Genomic DNA, 18,013 nt, shown 5'->3' on the forward strand with positions numbered 1-18,013 from the left:
CATTGTATCGACGCCCTGGGTTTCAGGGCAGACAACGTAGTGCCTGCACCACTTCATTCAGGTCTGGGCGGGTCTGGATGATCTGCCGGATACCCAACTCGCGTGCGCGCTCGGCAATACGGGGGTGGGTGGCCATGACGTGAAGGTCAGGCCATGGGGGGGGATGGATGTGAAGCAGGGAGCGGCTGAGTACGGCGAGAAAGCCCAGCGCTTCAGAGCTGCTGAGCAGCCAGACATGCTGTTGGGGCCGAGTCAGCGCAAGGCGAGCCAGTTCAGTTTGTTCCGGAGACCACGAGGCGGGGCCTCGTTGGTAGGTCAGCACGGCTTGTACCTCGGCACCGCGCGCACGCCATTGTTCACTCAGCCAGGTGCGTCCGCGTGCTTCCTGGCCGTCGCCACCACTGATGATGCAGACTCGTTGTCTATCCCAGTTGAGTGGCGCCAGAAGCGGCCAAAGGGTCTCGGAGTCGAATTGCGCTGCGTCGGGGCCAGGCGAGATGATCTGGGCTGATGTCAAGCCGACCGGGGCGCCTCGGGCCAGCAGTTCTTTGGCTGTGCCAGGCCCAGGGGCCGTAGCCAGAAGGCTGGATGGCCAGGTGGCCTCAGTGGGACGTAGTTGAAAAAACCACTCGACCGCAGCCGGGCTGACAAACATGAGCGCACGGATGTCGGGGAGTTCGCGCCACAGGATTTGGACCGCTGTCACGTCTTCCGGTGCCGCAATGCCGATGAGTGGCAAGGCCTTTGCAGGCAAGCCAGCTTCGCACAGAGACTGGGCCCAGGCGCTGGCCTGCGGTTCCGGGCGGGTGACAAGTGCCAGCATGGTCGTGGCGGTCAGAGTGCCGCCAGCCAGTCAGCCCCGGCTTGTTGTTTCAGTTGTTGTGCAATGCTTTGCCCCATGGTCTCGGCATCGGCTGCGGTGGTGGGCGTGGCCGTGAGCTCCGCTGACACGATCTGGGCCAGTTCAGGGTGCCCCAGGCGTGCGCGCAAGATCAGTTGGCCATCGTTGTTCCAGCTGGCGTAGGCTGCCAGTGGCATGGAACAGCTGCCGCCCATGGCGCGGGACACGGCACGTTCAGCCAGCGTCGCCAGCCAGGTGGGACGATGAATGAGGCTGGCGAGGGCGTCGGTGAGCTCCTGGTCATTGGCTCGGATTTCCAGTCCCAGTGCACCTTGCCCGGCGGCAGGTAGCATCACATCGGGTTCGATGGCATGACGAATTCGCTCTCCCAGGCCCAGGCGCTTGAGGCCTGCGGCGGCAAGGATGATGGCATCGTATTCGCCGTCATCGAGCTTGCGCAGACGGGTGTCAAGGTTGCCTCGCAGGGGCTCGATTTTCAGGTCGGGGCGCAGCGCACGCAGTTGGGACAAGCGACGCAGGCTGGAGGTGCCGACAACGGCGCCCTCTGGTAGTTCGGCAAACTGGCTGTGGCGGTTGGAGACGAAGGCGTCGCGCGGGTCTTCACGCTCGAGGATGGCGGCTAGGGCAAAGCCCTCAGGCAGGTCCATGGGGACGTCTTTGAGTGAGTGGACGGCCAGATCGGCGCGTTTTTCTTCCAGCGCTACTTCGAGTTCCTTGACGAAGAGGCCTTTGCCACCGACTTTCGAGAGAGAGCGGTCGAGGATCTGATCGCCGCGGGTGGTCATGCCCAGCAAGCGGACCTCGCGTTTGAACCGGTCCTGCAGGAGCGCTTGAACGTGGTGGGCCTGCCACAGAGCCAGACGGCTTTCGCGGGTGGCAATGACCCAGGGAGAGAGGGGGGAGAGAGCGGGTGCAGTCATGCGCTGATGCTATCAGCGACCGCACCCTCGAGATGGGATGGGCGCGACGGAATCGTCAGGTTTTGTCCGAGGACAAGGCTGATCGCCGTTTTTGCGTCTGGTTGATGTAGTGCTGGAGTGCACGCATGGTGCCACCATCCATGCCAACGAACTCACATCCCAGTCGAGCGCCGTGGTACTCCGGGTGCAAGACGGTGACGTGGTGAATGGTCATGCCCGCCTCGATTCGCGTGTCGCCGTCGAGGTCGACGATGCAGCGCCCAATCTTGCTACCCGCATCGATCATGGGAATGGACTCAGGCAGGAAGAGTGCCATGCCGCCCAGACTGACGTCCAGGATCCGCAGGGTCAGGTGCATGTCGGGCATGCCTGGGTGGCGGAACTGGGCCTGGGGACTGTGCGAGCTGAAGGGCTTGACCCGGAAGGCATCTCGGCGCTGGAAGCGATAGATGGTTTTCGGGTACTCGGCATTGAGGGCACTGTGGCGCCCTCCATGGACGAGAACCAGACCTTCGATGTCGAATTGCACCTTGATGCTGTCGAGGTAGGCGGTGGCGACGACCTCGTCGGATTCGAGCAGGGATGTCAGGCTGGGGTCGTCCGCTTCGGCGCTGAAGCACACCACGCCACGGCTGGCATCGACTGACAGCAGTAAAGTGGTGTGGTTGGCGCCTTGGGGGCCGCTGAGGGTGACCAAGGTGTTCGATTCAAGCAGCTGCTTGAACAAAGCCTGGATTTCTACCGCAGAAGTGATGCGGTAGTCGTCCAGGTTTGCATGGGAGCCTTTGACAGAAGACAAGGCGGGGCTCCGGTGATTCAGTGCATCTGGCGGGGATCGGTCGCGCCGCCAACCATGCGGCTGAGGTCCTGAATCCAGGGCTCTGCCAGGTTGCGGATTTCGGCATCATTGACCAGGATGCGGTGCATGATGCGCGACTTCAGCGCCTGCTCATCGGCACCCAGGGTGCGATCTTGGGCAGCGTGCTTGAGTCGAGCAATCAGAACGGCACAGGCGCCCTCGAGTTTGACGACGGTGTCCCAGTCGCCGGCGCGAGCTGCATCCAGCATGTTGTGACTGGCGGTCTCGATGGCCTCATAGAAATTCAGCAGGCTGCCATCGCGGAGGTCTTCGTCGGGAGCCGTCAGCAATTCTGGCGCATTCATGCTTGTACCTCCAGGGTTTGGCGAGGGGTGTTGTCTGCTGTGGGGGCCATGGCCATCCACGCTTCTCGAATGGGGGTCAGCAGGCGTACGCATTCTTCTAGTGCAGCAGGGTCGTTGTGCAAATTGGCTTGGGTCAGGCGCTTGGTGATGTAGCCATACAGGTCGTAGAGCTGGTGCGCCAGTTGGCCACCTTCTTGCAGGTTGAGGCTGGCTTTCAGGCCCTCATCGACGATGCGGACGCATTTCGTGATGGCTTCGCATTTCGCTTCAATCTGACCTGCAGCCATGGCAGCGCGGGCTTTGCCAATGCTGTCGAGAAAGCCATTGAAAAGCATCACGACCAACTGGTGAGGGGTCGCGCCATTGATGCCGGTCTGGACGCCCACCTGGTGGTAGACGCTGCTCATGTTGCGTGCACTGAACATGCTGGGCGAGGTGCCTGTGGCGGTGGCGTACATCTGGGTGTCTCTTAGGGTTGGTGCTGATCACAGCGTTGTTTTTGTTATCGGCACCCACCCCTGTAGCTTGAACCTCTGTGGCCGTTTAGAAAGCCGGAAAACACACGTTTCAGTGCAGGTCTTCCGCGTACAGATTGTTGGTGTACTGACCCACGAGGGCTTGTCGGAACAGTGGGCTCGTGTTAGACCAATTTGCTGTCGAATCGGGACCGGAAGACGGGCGCGGTTCGGGAGGCGTCATGGTGTCGTGGCCGCTTTGGTTCCACGACCTGAGCAATGGGCCCAAACTGGCTGGCGGCTCCGATTGGATTGCCAGTTGCTGTGCAAGTTGGCCACGGTTGAGCTCAAGTTGGCCATCGGCTTTCATGCTGATGCCCAGTTGTGCCATGTCTCGCTTCAGCGGCGAGTTGTCCTGGCTCATCTGCGTTCGCAGAGCGCTGTGTGCGGTCCGGGCCGCCTCAAGCGTGCCGGGATGGGCTTGGCTGGCGTGGCTCAGTTGTCCTTGCAGGTCGTTGTAGGTTCGGACGAAATCTTCCACCAGCATTTGCGCTTCCGACGGGTCATGCTTGACCGTGATGCGCACCGACTCGGGGCTGGCTTGTTTGAGAGTGGCGTCGACGCCAGGTGCCAGATCTTCAATGAAGTTGCCAGGCGAGGTGACGGTTTGACCATTGACTCGCAATTGCGCGTCCTGGGCGGCTTGGGTCAGCGCCATGCCTTGAGGCTCTTCGGGCGGGTTGAAGCTCAGCCGCTTCAGCAACTCAGCTTGCGCCGCAGGTGTCCCGGCATCGGGTTCGACCGTGACGCGGAATCCGTTCTGGCTGCCGGTGGAGGCGGCTTTCAGGATCAGGTAGGTGCCAGTCGAGTCGCTGATCACATTGGCAATCACGCCCATGCCTGCGCCGTTGATCTTGTCTCGCAGGCGTTCGACTGTGGGGTCTCCTGGCCCGGTCATGACACGGGCCTTCGGCCAATTGGGGTTGGTGGTGAAGGAGCTGAAAGAGCTATTCCAGCTGCCAACTTCAATGTTGAGTGTGCCCAGTCCGATGGTGGTGCCCATTGGCGAAAACACCGCAGCCATGGCGGTCTGAGCCGACGCGATCTGGTCGACGTGAACGTCGATTTTCTGGTCGGGCTCGGATGTCTGTGTGGTCACATCGATGACATCGGGTGCACTGGATTGCGCACGGGTTGCTTGCCAGACTTGCGGTTGGCTGAGTTTTCGGGTGGTTTCCGCCAGATGGGTCAGGGTGCTTTGAAGCTTGCCCGTGGTGGAAATACGCGCTGAGGCGTCCTGACTGTGCCCTGCCGCATCCATCGATGAGGTGGATCGGACAGGCACAGCGGCGCCCACGACCATCTTGCTGAGGTCGCCGCCATCTGGTTTGCCTAATGAGCCGATCGAGGCCATGGTGTCGTCCTGCCGGAACTGAAACAGTCGAACATGGGTGGAGGTGGATGCCCTCGAGGCATTCCACAACCCTTCTCAACCTGACTATCGGCGGGACTTGGGCAGACTTGAATCTGCTTCAGTGACTATTTCACGAACTGCTCTTGTTCATGGAATTGATCATCTGTGTGACGTAGCCACTTTGCGTGCTGATCGACGCCATGGCCTTGTCGAGTGCGGTGTATTGCGCGCGCAGGCGCTTTTCGTAAAGCGCTGAGCGGGTTTCCATGGCGTCTTGTCGCTTCTGGTTGTTGTTGACGGCGGTGTTCAGCCCGGCGGTGCGGGTGGTTAGGGCGCCTTCGATGCCCAACAGCGTGTCGGCCAGTTTGCGGAACTTGGTGGCCATACCGTCGGCGCCGCCGCCTGTCAGGTCGGTGGTCGCGAACAGTTTTTTCATTTCCGCCAGGTTACCCAGTGCGGACTTCAGCTTGGTGCTGTTGACGTTCAGTGCGCCGCCTGATTGAGTTTCCAGGCCGACCGAAGACAGCGTGGTGAATACGCTCGAGACCGAGGTGTTCGATGCCAGCAAAGAGCGGAATTGATTGATCAGGTTCAGTGCGGTGCCGTCGCCTTGCAGAATGGCACCCTTTTTGGTGCTTTCGTCGTACTTGGTATTGCTTTTGAGAACGGCATCAAGCGACGAATAAGCCGTGGCGAAATCGGTGATGGCTTTGGTGATGGTGTCGTTGTCTTGCGAGATCGTGACGGCCACCGGTGCAGCGGTGATCTTGCTCACATTGACGGTGATCCCGGTCAGCACATTGCTGAAGGTGTTCGTCTCGGAGCTGATGTCTACGCCGTTGATCTTAGCTGCCGCGTTGGAGGCTGCCTGGGTTTGCGTCGTGGGACCGCCGGTTGCGGTGGGGTCGGTGAATGACAGCGCGGACAAGCCGCTGGCATCGTCGTTGACACCGTCGCTGTCGGACACGGTGACGCGGAATCCGTTCGTCAGCCCCGTACTGGCCGAATTCATCACCAGACGAGCGCCGCTGGCATCGTTGATGATGGTGGCCTTCACGCCCGCATTGGCGCTGTTGATCTTGTCTCGAATGGCTTCCAGGGAGTCAGCGGCATCGATGGTGACGTTGACTGCGGTGGCTCCGGTTTTGCCGGTGAACGCTGCGCCCGACCAGGATCCGACTTCAAATGTCAGGGTGCCTGCGCCCAGTGTGCTGGAGGGGGAGGTCAGGACCGTGTTCGACAACACAGACTGCCCGGCGGCCAGCGAGCTGACGGAGACGTTGTAGTTGCCTGGGGTGGCGCCGGTTGAGGTGGTGAACGCGACCGAGCTGTCGGCCGACGTGGCGACGGTGCTGGCCCACAGATCAGGGCTGGTCAGCTTCGATGCGGCATCGCGCAGAGACGACACTGCAGACTGGATCTTGCCGAACGCCGAAATCTTGCTTTGGATGGTGCTGGCTTGTGTCTTGAGCTTCTCGAGCGGCTGCTGTTCGAGCGCCACCAGCTTGTTGACGATTGTTTCGGCGTCAAGCCCACTGCCAACGCCCAGTGACGAGAGCGTTGGAGTGGATGTGCTGGAAGATATCGAGGCCATCGCAATGCTCCGGAAGGGGTCAGAGATGTCCGCACGACGGGATCAGACGGACCGGTCCAGGAGAGGACATCAGTCTTATCGGTTGCTTGCTCAATACCTTGAGGGATCGTTCAAGACCGATTTCTGATTCGCCGCAGGGCTCATTAACCGCCCAGCAGCTTCAGAACCTGTTGTGGCAATTGATTGGCCTGCGCCACCATGGCATTGCCAGCTTGCTGCAGGATCTGCGAGCGAGACAGCGCGGCGGTTTCTGCGGCGAAGTCGGCATCCATGATCCGGCTGCGGGCTGCGGTCTGGTTTTCAGCCGACACCTGCAGGTTCGAGATGATGGCGTCGAAACGAGACTGCGTGGCGCCGTAAGTCGCACGGGTATCGTTGATGAAGTTCAGGGCAGTGTCGATGTTGTCGATCACAGCCTTGATGGTTGTGGTGTCGGATGTGCTGTCAATCACACCGCGGCCCAGGCCTGTGTTGTCAGTGCCCGCTACCGCGATCACTTCGGTGGCCGAACCCATGTTGGTCGTGCCCACATCGATGGTGTCGTCGGAGCTGGTGTTGGCGCCGATCTGGAAGGTCAGGGTGCCGGCATCCGATCCAATGATGTGTTTGCCGTTGAAGGTGGTGCCACCGATCACGCGCTGGATTTCCTTGGCCAGTTCGCCAAATTCCTTGTCCAGAGAGTCTTTGTCGCTTTGCGAGTTGCTGGCGTTACGAGCTTGCACAGCCAGTTCACGCATGCGTTGCAGCGAATCGCCAATCTTGCTCAGTGCGCCTTCCGCGACTTGCGCCAGCGAAATGCCGTCGTTGGCGTTGCGGGCTGCCACATTCATGCCGCGAACTTGGGCATTCATGCGTTCCGCGATGGCCAGGCCGGCGGCGTCATCCTTGGCTGAGTTCACTCGCAGGCCCGAAGACAGGCGCTGCATGGATACAGCCATGGAAGACTGAGACATGTTCAGGTTTCGCTGTGCGTTGAGCGAAACCAGATTGGTGTTGATCGTTTGAGGCATTTCGAACACTCCACAAGAAGCCGGTGACTCCCGGCAGGAAGCGTCAGACGGCGTTTGCTACAACACCCGACCCTGAGCCGGACCACAGGTCTTTTTTGGTGAAACCTGTTGGACTGATTTTCGGCGGGGTGTTTGAAGTCCAAAAATGCAATAAAGACCTGAAACGGCCCTCAAATCTGATCTGGCAATGAAAAAGCCTCGCCGAGGCGAGGCTTTGAGGGCAAACAGGCGCTTGCCTGTCTGATCGGGGCGGGTTTACTGCAGCAGACGCAGAACCTGTTGGGGCAGCTGGTTGGCCTGAGCCACCATCGCGTTGCCAGCCTGTTGCAGGATCTGGGCGCGAGACAGGTTTGCTGTTTCCGTCGCGAAGTCGGCGTCAGTGATGCGGCTGCGAGCGGCATTCTGGTTTTCCACCGACACCTGCAGGTTGGAGATCACTGCATCGAAGCGGTTCTGAGCAGCACCCATCGTGGCGCGCTGGGTGTTGACGAAGTCGATTGCGCCGTCGATGTTGTCGATCACAGTCTTCAGACCGCTGGAGTCGATCGTGCTGTCGATCTTGGCGCGGCCTGCGCCAGTGTTGTCGGTACCCGCCACGTTGGTCAGCGAGGATGCCGAGCCCATGTTGGTGGTGGCCAGGTCGATGGTGTCATCGGTGCTGGTGTTGGCGCCAATCTGGAAGGTCAGGGTGCCAGCGTCGGAGCCGATCACGTGCTTGCCGTTGAAGGTGGTGCCACCGATCACGCGCTGGATTTCTTGTGCCAGCTGATCGAATTCCTTGTCCAGCGAGTCCTTGTCGCTGCTGGAGTTGGTGGCGTTACGGGCTTGCACAGCCAGTTCACGCATACGCTGCAGCGAGTCGCCGACCTTGGCCATCGCGCCTTCAGCGGTTTGCGTCAGAGAGATGGCGTCATTGGCGTTGCGAATCGCGACGTTCATGCCGCGGACCTGGGCACCCATGCGTTCAGAGATGGCCAGACCGGCGGCATCGTCCTTGGCAGAGTTCACACGCAAGCCCGAAGACAGGCGTTGCATGGCAGTGGTCAGGGCGGTTTGAGAGGTAGACAGATTGCGCTGCGAGTTCAGCGAGATCAGGTTGGTGTTGACTACTGAGGGCATGGTGTTACTCCTTTGAGCTTCGATCACTTACCGGCAAAATCACCGGACATTCACCAGGCATATACAGCCCGCCTGGTGGGCATCCGGCGTTTAGTCAACCGCTGTGATCAAAACAGTCTGCTGTCTTGAGCCATTGGCCGGCTAACCGGACCACGAACACGCATTTGCTAGCTCGTTAACCCTCTTATCGGGAGATTGCCGCGCAAACTTTAGAGCTGGTGCTTGACAAGTTTGTAAATTTGTTGTGCGGCAATCTAAGAGGGAAACGTCCTGCTTATCACCTTCTCCTCTAGCAGGCAGTACTTCTAGAGTTCTGAATAGCGAGCAGAAGGACGTCTGGCTTGCATTTCGGACGTCGAATCTCAAACTTGATGGAGAACGTCGATGCTGCAAGCAGCCTCGCAACATACAGTGCACCGAAGCGGTATGAAGCCACACAAAGTCCCCTCAAAGCAGTTGCAAACAGCCGAGAAGGCGTGGCAGGAAGGCGTTGCCTTGTCGCGCAAAGGCCAGCATGCTGCCGCCTGTGTGCAGTTTGAGAAGGCGGTGAAGCTCAATCCGCAAGACTCACTGTTCTGGACCAACTATGCGAACTCGCTTAACAAGCTAGGTCGTTGGGACTCAGCGATCGACGCAGCTCGACATGCCACTCAAGCCGATCCTTGTAGTTTGATTGCCAACCAGATGTTGGCTCAGTTGCACCGTGATCGCCGTCAGCACGAGCAGGCATTGGATGTCCTGCGTTCCCTGCCCGACTCGGTCAAACGAGATGCCCGGCATCATCTGTTGATCGGTGCTTGCCTGAGCGATATGGGGCAACACAAGGAGGCGGTGCAAGAGTTCCTCTCCAGCCTCATGCTCAAGCACGATAGCCGTGAAGCCTATTCACAAATGGGTTTCTGTCTGGGGCGACTGCGTCAGCATCGAGAAGCGGCAGAGTGCTTCCGCACCTTGAACGTGTTGGAGCCTACCTTGTTGTCTGCCGCCATGTATGCGCCGCACTACTCGGCGTGGGCGTGCGACTGGGATGGTGTCGATGCTGACCGCAACAGCCTGGCCGATACCATCGACCGATTGCATGAAGGGGCCGATCAGGAAGCCATCAGCCCATTCTGCTTGCTGTCGATTACCGACGATGCGCAATTGCAGAAGGCTGTTGCGGTATGGGACATGCGTCGCTATGCGCATGTCAAACCCATGGCGCGCTCGGACTTCCCTAAGCGTGACCCGCAGGCTCGCATCCGCGTCGGCATGGTCTCGAGTGATTTCCATCACCACGCCACCAGCATGCTGTTGGCTGAAGTACTGGAAAAGCTGGACCGCGAGAACTTTGAAATCTTTCTGTACTCGCATGGCATTGACGATGGTTCAGACCTACGCAAGCGCGTGGTGGCTGCCGCCGATCACTTCATCGAGTGCGGCCCGATGAAGCCGCATGAACAAGCCGAGGCCATTCGCGCTGATCGCATCGACGTGCTGTTTGAACTCAAGGGCTTCACCTTGGACAGCCGACTCGCCACCTTCGCCTTCCGAGCCGCTCCCATTCAGGTGGCCTGGCTGGGTTACCCGGGGACATGCGGCGCGCCTTTCATTGACTACATCATTGGCGACCCCATCGTCACTCCCTTGTCTGCGCAAGAGAACTACACCGAGAACATTGCGCAGATGCCCGTGACCTATCAGCCCAATGACACCACGCGGCATCGCGATGTGACGCGCACGCGTGCCGAGTGTGGTCTGCCTGAGGATGCCTTTGTGTTTGGTTGCTTCAACCAGTCATACAAATACACCCGCGAGGTGTTCGACAGTTGGTGTCGCATCCTCAATCGAGTTCCCAATAGCGTGTTGTGGCTGTTGGTGCCCGATGAGCCTGTGCGTGCCCAGTTGCGCAAAGAGGCACGTCAACGTGGCATCAGCCCAGAGCGCCTTTACTTCGCGAACTTCGAGAAGACCCATCGACATCGCCAACGCCTGGCCTTGGCCGACATTGCACTCGATACCTTTCCATGCGGTGGACATACCACGACCAGTGACACCTTGTGGGCTGGCGTGCCCGTTCTGAGCCTGATGGGGCAGACCTTCGCTTCACGCGTGGCGGGTAGTTTGCTCAATGCGGTCAACCTGCCTGAACTTGTCTGTGGCAACGCCACCGAGTACGAGGACAAAGCAGTTGCCTTGGCTTTGGATCGGACTCGATTGAGCCAAGTGCGCGAAGGCCTGCTGGCTGCACGCGACACCGCTCCGCTGTTTGACAGCACCCGCTTTGCCACGGATCTGGGCAATCTGCTGCAACGCATGGTTGCACGATCGGATCAAGGGTTGGACCCTGCGCCATTGCCAGCGATTCACACTGAACAGGAAGGACAAGCATGAGCACGCTCCCTCACATCAATCTGTGCATCATGCAGCCTTCAGGCTATGTGCACTCTCTGGGTTTTCTGGATCAGGCGCGCTACTTCCGACATCAGTTTCGCCGCATGGGCGCCTCGGTCAGCCTGAGCAAGAACCGCTTGCAGCACGATGCCGTCAACTTTGTCTTTGGTGCGCACCTCGGCTTTGATGCCAACTTGACACAGCGTTACACCTGCATCTTCGTGAACCTGGAGCAGTTGGGCGAGGGCGGTGCCAAAGTCAGCGAAGACTACATGCAGCTGCTGTCACGCTCGGCTGTGGTCGACTACGACGCCGACAACGTGCCCGCATACACCACCTACATTGATGATGTGCCCATCGTGCCCTTCCTCAATGCGCCATATCTGAAGCCTGAGCATTCGATTCCTCTGGCTGAGCGGCCCATTGATGTGCTCTTCATTGGCAGCATGAACGAGCGTCGCCGCGAGATGCTCAATCGGATCGAGTCGACCGGCGCCAAGGTCGTGTTGTTTGATTCCCCCTTGTACGGCCCAGAGCGAGACGAGTTCATCAAGCAAGCCAAGTGCGTGTTCAATGCGCATTTCTATGCCAGTAGCCGATTCGAGCAAGCTCGCGTATCGCATTGCCTGTCGCTGGGGACGCCCGTGGTGTCCGAGCGCTCAGAGTTGGCCAAACCCCATGCCGCTTTTGAAGACAGCGTCTTCTGGGTGCGCCCAGATGACCTCGAAACCTTCTTTGCCAACCAGTTCGCCACGCCGGCCTACTATGAGGCAGCGCAAGCGGCACTGAGCCATTTCCAATCGGTCGACCCTGTTGAAGCCTATGCCGACGCACTGGCCTTTGCTGCCGGCTATGGTCAAGGCCATCAGGAGCGCCGTCCAACCGAACCCTGGCAGCCCGTGCGCATCAACCTCGGCTCGGGCAAGGATTACAAGCTGGGCTGGTTCAACATCGATATTCTTGATCGTGCCCAGCCCGACCTGGTTCTCGATCTAGGTCAGACGGTGCAATGGCCGGTGGCAGCCCATACGCCCCAGGCCGGTCCGGTCGTGCTGCAGCCCGGCACAGTTGACTTGATCTATGCCAACAATGTGCTCGAGCACGTACCCGATTTGCCCCGCTTGATGGAGAACTGCCTGGATCTGCTGAAGACCGGGGGGCAGTTCCTCATCGAAGTGCCGTTTGAGTTGGCCTTGACTGCTTGGCAAGATCCCACTCATGTTCGCGCTTTGAACGAGCGCTCGTGGCTGTACTACACCGATTGGTTCTGGTACCTGGGCTGGTTCGAGCACCGCTTCAACGTGGAGCAGTTTGCTTATCTCGATGATGCCTTGAAAGAATGCGATCGCCCCAAGGCCGCCTTCATGCGGGTGCTGTTGACCAAGGTCGAGACCACACTGAAGGAGCGAAACGCCGCCCGTGTGATGCGGCCTGACTTCTGCATGCCCCAAGACATCGATGAGTAAGGCTTCAGCGCTTTCGTTGTGAATCAGAACGCCCGGCGCCCCGTCAGGCGTTCATGCTCGCGCATGGCAAAGCGATCGGTCATGCCGGCAATGTAGTCGGCCACGGCGCGGTGCAAGTCTTCGCGACGTGCGAAGTCAGGCTGCATCTCCTGTGGGCGATCCACATAGGCTGCAAACAACTCAGACAGCACCTGCTTGGCGCGGGCCGTGGTGTCGTTGACCTGCGGGTGTCGATATAGCTCCCTGAACAGGAAGCGCTTCAACTCGGTGCTGGCCTCTCGCATCGGCTGGCTGAAGCGCACCAGCGGTGGACACAGCCGGGCCGCGTTCGCGTCGTCAGGGCGGTGTTGATCAAGCAGGGCGCGGGTCGCATCAATCACGTCGTACACCTGTTGCGACAGCATGCGGCGAATGGTGTCAAACAGCAAGCGTCGGCCTTTGGCCTGTGGGTATTCTTGCCAGGTCGCATCGCGGAAGCGCACGAACAAGGGCACGGCTTCCAGCTGCTCCATCGTGATCAAGCCTGAGCGAACCCCGTCGTCAATGTCGTGCGCGTTGTAGGCAATTTCATCTGCCAGGTTGCACAGCTGGGCTTCGAGGCTGGGCTGGGTGCCAGCCAGAAAGCGGTGGCCCACCCCTTGGGGTTCGGCTTGTTCCAATTCTTCGGCGTGGCGCTTCGAACAATGCTTGAGCACGCCCTCGCGTGCTTCGAACGTCAGGTTCAGGCCATTGAAGCCCAGGTAGCGTTCTTCGAGTTCGTCCACCACACGCAGCGACTGCAGGTTGTGCTCGAACCCGCCGTGGTCTTTCATGCACTCATTGAGCACATCCTGGCCTGCATGTCCGAATGGGGTGTGACCCAAATCATGCGCCAGTGCAATGGCTTCGACCAGGTCCTCGTTCAGCCCCAGCGACCGCGCAATGGAGCGCCCCAATTGGGCCACTTCCAGCGAGTGCGTCAGCCGGGTGCGGAACAGGTCGCCTTCGTGGTTCAGGAAGACCTGCGTTTTGTACACCAGCCGCCGAAACGCCGTGCTGTGCACGATGCGATCGCGGTCACGCTGGTATTCGCTGCGTGTCGGGGCGGGGGCTTCAGCATGGCGCCGCCCGCGTGTCTGATCCGAATGGCTGGCGTAAGAGGCCAATGCCGCGTTGGGAACCTGTGACATGGCGGGGGCGCTTTCGTGGTCAGCGGGTGTGGGCTGCAATCACTTCGCGAACCAGGGCATCTGGGGCCGCTTGCGTGGTGGCCGTGCCCAAGGGCCCGATCAGCACAAAGCGAATCTCGCCAGCCTCGGCCTTCTTGTCGACCTGCATCAGCTCGATGTAGCGATCAGCCCCCAGGTTCGGCCCCACCACTGGCAGGCCCGTGCGCTCGATCAGGCGGTAGATGCGCTCGAATGTGCTGTGGTCGATGAGCCCCATGCGAGCCGACAAGTCGGTGGCCATGACCATGCCGCACCCCACCGCCTCGCCGTGCAGCCATTCGCCATAGCCCAGGCCCGCCTCAATGGCATGACCAAAGGTGTGGCCGTAATTCAGAATGGCTCGCAGGCCCGATTCCTTTTCGTCTTGCCCCACCACCCAGGCTTTGATTTCGCAGGAGCGCTGGATCGCATGAGTCAGTGCGGCTCGGTCTCGTGCCAGCAGGGCATCCAGATTGGCCTCCAGCCAGTTCAGGAAATCGGCGTCGGCAATCGGGCCGTACTTGATGACTTCGGCCAGGCCGGCCAACAGCTCACGCTGGGGCAGGGTGTCGAGCACGTCGAGATCGCAAATGACGCGATGAGGCTGGTAGAACGCCCCAATCATGTTCTTGCCAGCCGGATGGTTGATGGCGGTCTTGCCGCCCACGCTTGAATCCACCTGAGCCAGCAAGGTGGTGGGCACTTGCACAAACGGCACGCCACGCATGTAGCACGCGGCGGCGAAGCCGGTCATGTCGCCCACCACGCCGCCCCCCAGTGCATACAGCACCGTTTTGCGGTCACACGCCGATTCCAGCAGGGTGGTGAACACCTGGTTCAGGGCGGGCCAGTCTTTGTAGGCTTCACCATCGGGCAGTTCCACGTCCAGCACTTTCTTGTGGTGGGCGCTGAGAGCCTGCTTGAGCTTGGCTGTGTACAGCGGGCCCACGGTCGTGTTCGTGACGATCAGGGCCGTGGAAGACTTGGGCAGACCCGCAAACTGCGTGGGGTCGCTCAGCAGCCCCTGGCCAATGCGGATGTCGTAACTCCGGTCGCCCAGGTCAATCGACACCGTGGCGGAAACCTGTGAAGGGGATGCGGAGGGAGAGGAAATCGATGCCATGTACGCCGTGCAAGCCTGGGTGAGCCCCGAACCTTCGCGCAAGGAAAGGGCCCGGCCGCGACGCAGGGGGCATCAGATTGAATAGGGTGACGAGCCTGAACCCCGGCACTGGCGGCAAACGGTTAGGGCTGCTTCGTTCCCGACCTGACCCGGTTGGCCGCGCCTCCATGCGGGGAGGCCCGTCACTCGCCATTGTAGGCCATGCTGGCGGTTTCTTCTTGCTCGGCCAACCAAACATCCAGCCGATGAAGCGATTGCTCAAGAATCGGGCTCAATTCCGCCAGGGCGGCATCGATTTTCGCGAGGTCAGCTGCAGAGCAGGCGGCTTCCAGGTTGGCGGCCTTGCTCGAGATTTCAGCAAAGCCCAGGTTGGCCGAGGTGCCTTTGAGTGCGTGAGCGGTTCGGCGAGCTTGGTCCAAGTCCTGGGAAACCAAGGGCGAAAACTGTGCTTCGAACTCATGCTGCGCCTGGCTGAACTTGTGCAGCACCTTGAGTAAAACCGATGCCTTGCCGCCGCAGCGTGCCAGGGCCATGTTCAGATCAGCGCCTTCCAATGCACGCCATTCGGGGGATGCGGGTGCGTGGGCAATGGCGGGGGGGATGGAGGGGCTGGGCTTGTTCATGGTGGGGTGGTATGCCTGTTTTCGGACCTGATTCAGAATCTCTTGAACCATCTGCTCAGGGTCGATGGGTTTGGACAGGTGGCTGACCATGCCGGCTTCCAGGCACCGTTGGCGTTCCTCGGGCAAGGCGTGTGCCGTCAAAGCGATGATGGGCAGGTCCGGGATCAGTGTCTTGATTTGAGTCGTCGCAGCCAGGCCATCCATCACAGGCATTTGAACGTCCATCAGCACGATGTCGAAGAAGTCTCGCTCGTGGTGCTGAACTTGCTCCAGCGCGTCCAGGCCGTGTACAGCCTGAATGGCGGTGGCGCCTTCGCTTTCCAGCATGCTGGTCAGCACCTCGCGGTTGATGTCCACATCGTCGACGGCCAAGATGCGCAAGCCATGCAAGGGGGTGGGGGGCAATTCCGACTTGATCGGCGGCGACGGCGCCGCAATGCTGGTATCGGCCTGATGGGGCAGCCGGAAGGTGAAGGTCGACCCCACGCCTTGCGTACTGACCACTTCAATGTCTCCCCCCATCAGTCTGGCCAACTGGCGGCTGATGGTGAGCCCGAGTCCTGTTCCGCCAAACTGCCGCGTGGTCGAGGTGTCGGCTTGCTCAAATGGGCTGAACACCCGAGACAGCATCTGTGGGCTCATGCCAATGCCTGAATCGCTGACCTGGAAGCACAGTGAGTCGGCGCTTTGGGTCAGGGATAAGGTCACATGGCCCTTGTCGGTGAACTTGACCGCATTGCTCAGCAAGTTGATCAGGATCTGCTGGATTCTCAAGCTGTCGCCGTGGATCCAGTTCGGCGCGTTTTGAATCTGCAAGGTCAATGTCAGGCCTTTGCTCTCGGCTTTTTCTCTCAGCATGCCCACGGCTTCCTCAGCTGTCTGAGTCGGGTTGAGGCAGTTTGACTCGATGCTCATCTTGCCCGCATCGATTTTCGAAAAATCGAGAATGTCATTGATCACACCTAGCAGGTGTTGGCCGGAGTGCGTGATCTTTCGGAACAAGGCCTGGGCTGATGGGGTGTTGGCATGCTCCTTGATCCCAATGTGCGCCAGGCCCAATACGCCGTTGAGCGGCGTGCGAATTTCGTGGCTCATGTTGGCCAGAAACTCGGCCTTGATCTGCGCCAGACGTTCCGCTTCCTTGGTGGCGGCTCGCAACTCCCGCTGAAGTGCCTTGATGTCGGAGATGTCGGTTGCCAGTGTCAGCAGCGACTGAGGGCGTTGCGCATCGTCGAGCAGCGGCACTTTGGTAATGAGGTAGTCCTTGAGTTCGTCTCGGTCTGATGGAATGTCCTGTTCGCTGCGCTTGCTTTGGCCGCTCTCCAGAATCTCTGCATCGTCGTGGCTGATGGCATAGGCTTTTGAGAAGCCAAACAGCTCGCTGTCGGTGTGGCCCAGGATGTCGCTTTGCGTCCGGCTGGCCATCTGTTCAAACACGTGGTTGCACATCAGGTAGCGGCCCTCGAGATCCTTCATGCTCAAGGCCACCGGCAGCGCGTCGAGAATGGCACTCAATTGCCGCTGTTGCTCGACCAACTCCTGTGTGCGGTCTCGCACCTTTTCTTCCAGTCTGAACTGTTCATCGATCAGCGCCTGGTGTACGGTGATCTGCTCGGTGATGTTGGTGGCCCACGCTGCCACATACTCGGTGCCGTTGAGCGTCAACAGGTCGAGCTTGACCGACCACCAGCGCTCCCGTCCTGATTGGGTGATCGAATGCCATTGCCTTTGATGCGGGCCTTGTTTGCTGGTGAGCGAAATTGCATGCATCAGTTCGGCACGGCCGAATTCGTCGTGCCTGCGGTCGGTGAGGGCCTCCAAGGCTTCGATGGTCTCCACCTCGTGCTCAATCAGCGCATGCTGGTTGGCGTAATGCAGGCGACCACTGTCGATCTCGAAAATCAGAATCGCCATGGGGGTTCGATCCAGCAGGGCGGTCAGCCGCTTTTCGCTGTCGATCAGTTTGGCTTTGGTCGCACTTTGTTGCGTGACCTTCTCCTGCAGAGCCAGGCGAGCCTGATCCAGGTGTGCCAGCGCCTGCCAGAACAGCTTGCTGAATTCGTAGACCACCCATGCTGCGATGGCAAAAACGCCCAGGTAGGTGACCGTATAGGCGGCCGCGGGGGGCAGGTTGTGTGGAGTCAGTCCGCTGATCCAGCCCAGTTGCTGCGCCCCTGTCAGCAGCAAGATGCCAGTCAGCGCCACGATCGACGCGACCAGACCGATACGCGGCCCCACCATGAACCCCGAGATCACGGCCAAGGCCAATGCCGCAGCATTGCCGGGCGAGGCCACGCCGGTACCAGAGTAGATCGACATCCCTGTCGCACCGACATAGACCAGCACGCTGAACAGCACGATGGCGAATCGGGAGCCGAAGCGTCGCCGCACAGCCAGCCCACACATGGCGGCCAGGCTCACGCCCAGGCCGCTGGCAATGCGGCCCCACTTCAGGTTGGATGATTGGTGATCGGCGGCTACCACCGCCAACAGCAAGGCCAGGCCAGCCACAACAGCCAGCGCCAACGTGACGCTGACCGCCTTGTCGATCGATTGCTGGATCCTGCCTTTGATGCCGTCCAGCGTTTCTGGCCCTGTTTGCATCCCCGTCCGCCCTTCTGTGGTTCAGGCAGATGATGAAGGGTTGCCTGAAGCCCTGAGTCAGAAGAATCGGCTAAAGATGCAGAAAGTTGAGGAAAAGCC

General features: G+C 60.0%; 14 protein-coding genes and 1 other RNA gene. 2 read left to right on the forward strand and 13 right to left on the reverse strand.

From position 1 onward, the window contains the following. Positions 1-22: 22 nt before the first annotated feature. The 9 genes from VFW72_RS00815 to VFW72_RS00855 form a co-directional block, all read right to left on the reverse strand. Positions 23-823: a uroporphyrinogen-III synthase gene (locus tag VFW72_RS00815; RefSeq protein ID WP_329672360.1), complete on the reverse strand. Its 801-nt coding sequence runs from the start codon at positions 821-823 to the stop codon at positions 23-25. An 11-nt stretch (positions 824-834) separates the two neighbouring features. Then, positions 835-1,782, reverse strand: coding sequence for a hydroxymethylbilane synthase (gene hemC / locus VFW72_RS00820; RefSeq protein ID WP_329672361.1), 948 nt, complete (start codon positions 1,780-1,782; stop codon positions 835-837). A 55-nt stretch (positions 1,783-1,837) separates the two neighbouring features. Continuing rightward, positions 1,838-2,581 (reverse strand): flagellar brake protein, encoded by a 744-nt coding sequence (locus VFW72_RS00825; protein ID WP_329672362.1) that lies wholly within the window; start codon positions 2,579-2,581, stop codon positions 1,838-1,840. A 17-nt stretch (positions 2,582-2,598) separates the two neighbouring features. Beyond that, positions 2,599-2,946, reverse strand: coding sequence for a flagellar protein FliT (locus VFW72_RS00830; protein ID WP_329672363.1), 348 nt, complete (start codon positions 2,944-2,946; stop codon positions 2,599-2,601). Next, positions 2,943-3,404, reverse strand: a complete 462-nt coding sequence (fliS, locus tag VFW72_RS00835) for a flagellar export chaperone FliS (protein ID WP_329672364.1) — start codon at positions 3,402-3,404, stop codon at positions 2,943-2,945. Before fliS ends, VFW72_RS00830 begins: the two co-directional genes overlap by 4 nt. Positions 3,405-3,513: 109 nt before the next feature. Then, positions 3,514-4,815 (reverse strand): flagellar filament capping protein FliD, encoded by a 1,302-nt coding sequence (fliD, locus tag VFW72_RS00840; protein ID WP_329672365.1) that lies wholly within the window; start codon positions 4,813-4,815, stop codon positions 3,514-3,516. Positions 4,816-4,945: 130 nt separating this feature from the next. Beyond that, positions 4,946-6,409: a flagellar filament capping protein FliD gene (gene fliD, locus VFW72_RS00845; protein ID WP_329672366.1), complete on the reverse strand. Its 1,464-nt coding sequence runs from the start codon at positions 6,407-6,409 to the stop codon at positions 4,946-4,948. Between the two features lie 143 nt (positions 6,410-6,552). Next, the gene (locus VFW72_RS00850; RefSeq protein WP_329672367.1) at positions 6,553-7,419 is read right to left on the reverse strand and encodes a flagellin domain-containing protein; all 867 of its coding nucleotides are present in this window, start codon (positions 7,417-7,419) and stop codon (positions 6,553-6,555) included. Between the two features lie 255 nt (positions 7,420-7,674). Beyond that, complete coding sequence (locus VFW72_RS00855) at positions 7,675-8,538, reverse strand: flagellin domain-containing protein (RefSeq protein ID WP_329672368.1); 864 nt, start codon at positions 8,536-8,538, stop codon at positions 7,675-7,677. Positions 8,539-8,964: 426 nt separating this feature from the next. Here VFW72_RS00855 and VFW72_RS00860 point away from each other — a divergent pair, with 426 nt between their 5' ends. Further along, entirely contained in the window at positions 8,965-10,911 is a 1,947-nt protein-coding gene (locus tag VFW72_RS00860; RefSeq protein ID WP_329672369.1) for a tetratricopeptide repeat protein, read from the forward strand. Then, positions 10,908-12,377, forward strand: a complete 1,470-nt coding sequence (locus VFW72_RS00865; RefSeq protein ID WP_329672370.1) for a methyltransferase domain-containing protein — start codon at positions 10,908-10,910, stop codon at positions 12,375-12,377. Before VFW72_RS00860 ends, VFW72_RS00865 begins: the two co-directional genes overlap by 4 nt. A gap of 23 nt (positions 12,378-12,400) precedes the next feature. On the opposite strand, the gene VFW72_RS00870 is transcribed toward VFW72_RS00865, so the two are convergent. The 4 genes from VFW72_RS00870 to VFW72_RS00885 all read right to left on the reverse strand — a co-directional run bounded on the left by VFW72_RS00870 (position 12,401) and on the right by VFW72_RS00885 (position 17,914). Next, a complete protein-coding gene (locus VFW72_RS00870; protein ID WP_329672371.1) occupies positions 12,401-13,546 on the reverse strand; it encodes a deoxyguanosinetriphosphate triphosphohydrolase in 1,146 nt (381 codons plus the stop codon). Positions 13,547-13,565: 19 nt separating this feature from the next. Then, positions 13,566-14,687, reverse strand: coding sequence for a 3-dehydroquinate synthase (gene aroB / locus VFW72_RS00875; protein WP_329672372.1), 1,122 nt, complete (start codon positions 14,685-14,687; stop codon positions 13,566-13,568). 85 nt (positions 14,688-14,772) lie between these two features. Then, an RNA gene (ffs, locus tag VFW72_RS00880) (signal recognition particle sRNA small type) lies at positions 14,773-14,871 on the reverse strand. Next, positions 14,870-17,914, reverse strand: coding sequence for a hybrid sensor histidine kinase/response regulator (locus VFW72_RS00885; protein WP_329672373.1), 3,045 nt, complete (start codon positions 17,912-17,914; stop codon positions 14,870-14,872). The genes ffs and VFW72_RS00885 overlap by 2 nt, the downstream gene beginning before the upstream one ends. Positions 17,915-18,013: the final 99 nt, after the last annotated feature.

The organism is Aquabacterium sp. (genome assembly GCF_036273115.1).
In the GTDB taxonomy this organism is placed as follows: Bacteria; Pseudomonadota; Gammaproteobacteria; order Burkholderiales; family Burkholderiaceae_C; genus Aquabacterium.

Excerpts from the sequence above, each read along its gene's own strand:
- VFW72_RS00815 (WP_329672360.1), bottom strand. The coding sequence starts at position 823 with ATGCTGGCACTTGTCACCCGCCCGGAACCGCAGGCCAGCGCCTGGGCC.
- VFW72_RS00885 (WP_329672373.1), bottom strand. The coding sequence starts at position 17,914 with ATGCAAACAGGGCCAGAAACGCTGGACGGCATCAAAGGCAGGATCCAG.
- VFW72_RS00855 (WP_329672368.1), bottom strand. The coding sequence starts at position 8,538 with ATGCCCTCAGTAGTCAACACCAACCTGATCTCGCTGAACTCGCAGCGC.
- fliD (WP_329672366.1), bottom strand. The coding sequence starts at position 6,409 with ATGGCCTCGATATCTTCCAGCACATCCACTCCAACGCTCTCGTCACTG.
- VFW72_RS00830 (WP_329672363.1), bottom strand. The coding sequence starts at position 2,946 with ATGAATGCGCCAGAATTGCTGACGGCTCCCGACGAAGACCTCCGCGAT.
- fliS (WP_329672364.1), bottom strand. The coding sequence starts at position 3,404 with ATGTACGCCACCGCCACAGGCACCTCGCCCAGCATGTTCAGTGCACGC.
- VFW72_RS00870 (WP_329672371.1), bottom strand. The coding sequence starts at position 13,546 with ATGTCACAGGTTCCCAACGCGGCATTGGCCTCTTACGCCAGCCATTCG.
- hemC (WP_329672361.1), bottom strand. The coding sequence starts at position 1,782 with ATGACTGCACCCGCTCTCTCCCCCCTCTCTCCCTGGGTCATTGCCACC.
- fliD (WP_329672365.1), bottom strand. The coding sequence starts at position 4,815 with ATGGCCTCGATCGGCTCATTAGGCAAACCAGATGGCGGCGACCTCAGC.
- VFW72_RS00860 (WP_329672369.1), top strand. The coding sequence starts at position 8,965 with ATGAAGCCACACAAAGTCCCCTCAAAGCAGTTGCAAACAGCCGAGAAG.
- VFW72_RS00850 (WP_329672367.1), bottom strand. The coding sequence starts at position 7,419 with ATGCCTCAAACGATCAACACCAATCTGGTTTCGCTCAACGCACAGCGA.
- aroB (WP_329672372.1), bottom strand. The coding sequence starts at position 14,687 with ATGGCATCGATTTCCTCTCCCTCCGCATCCCCTTCACAGGTTTCCGCC.
- VFW72_RS00865 (WP_329672370.1), top strand. The coding sequence starts at position 10,908 with ATGAGCACGCTCCCTCACATCAATCTGTGCATCATGCAGCCTTCAGGC.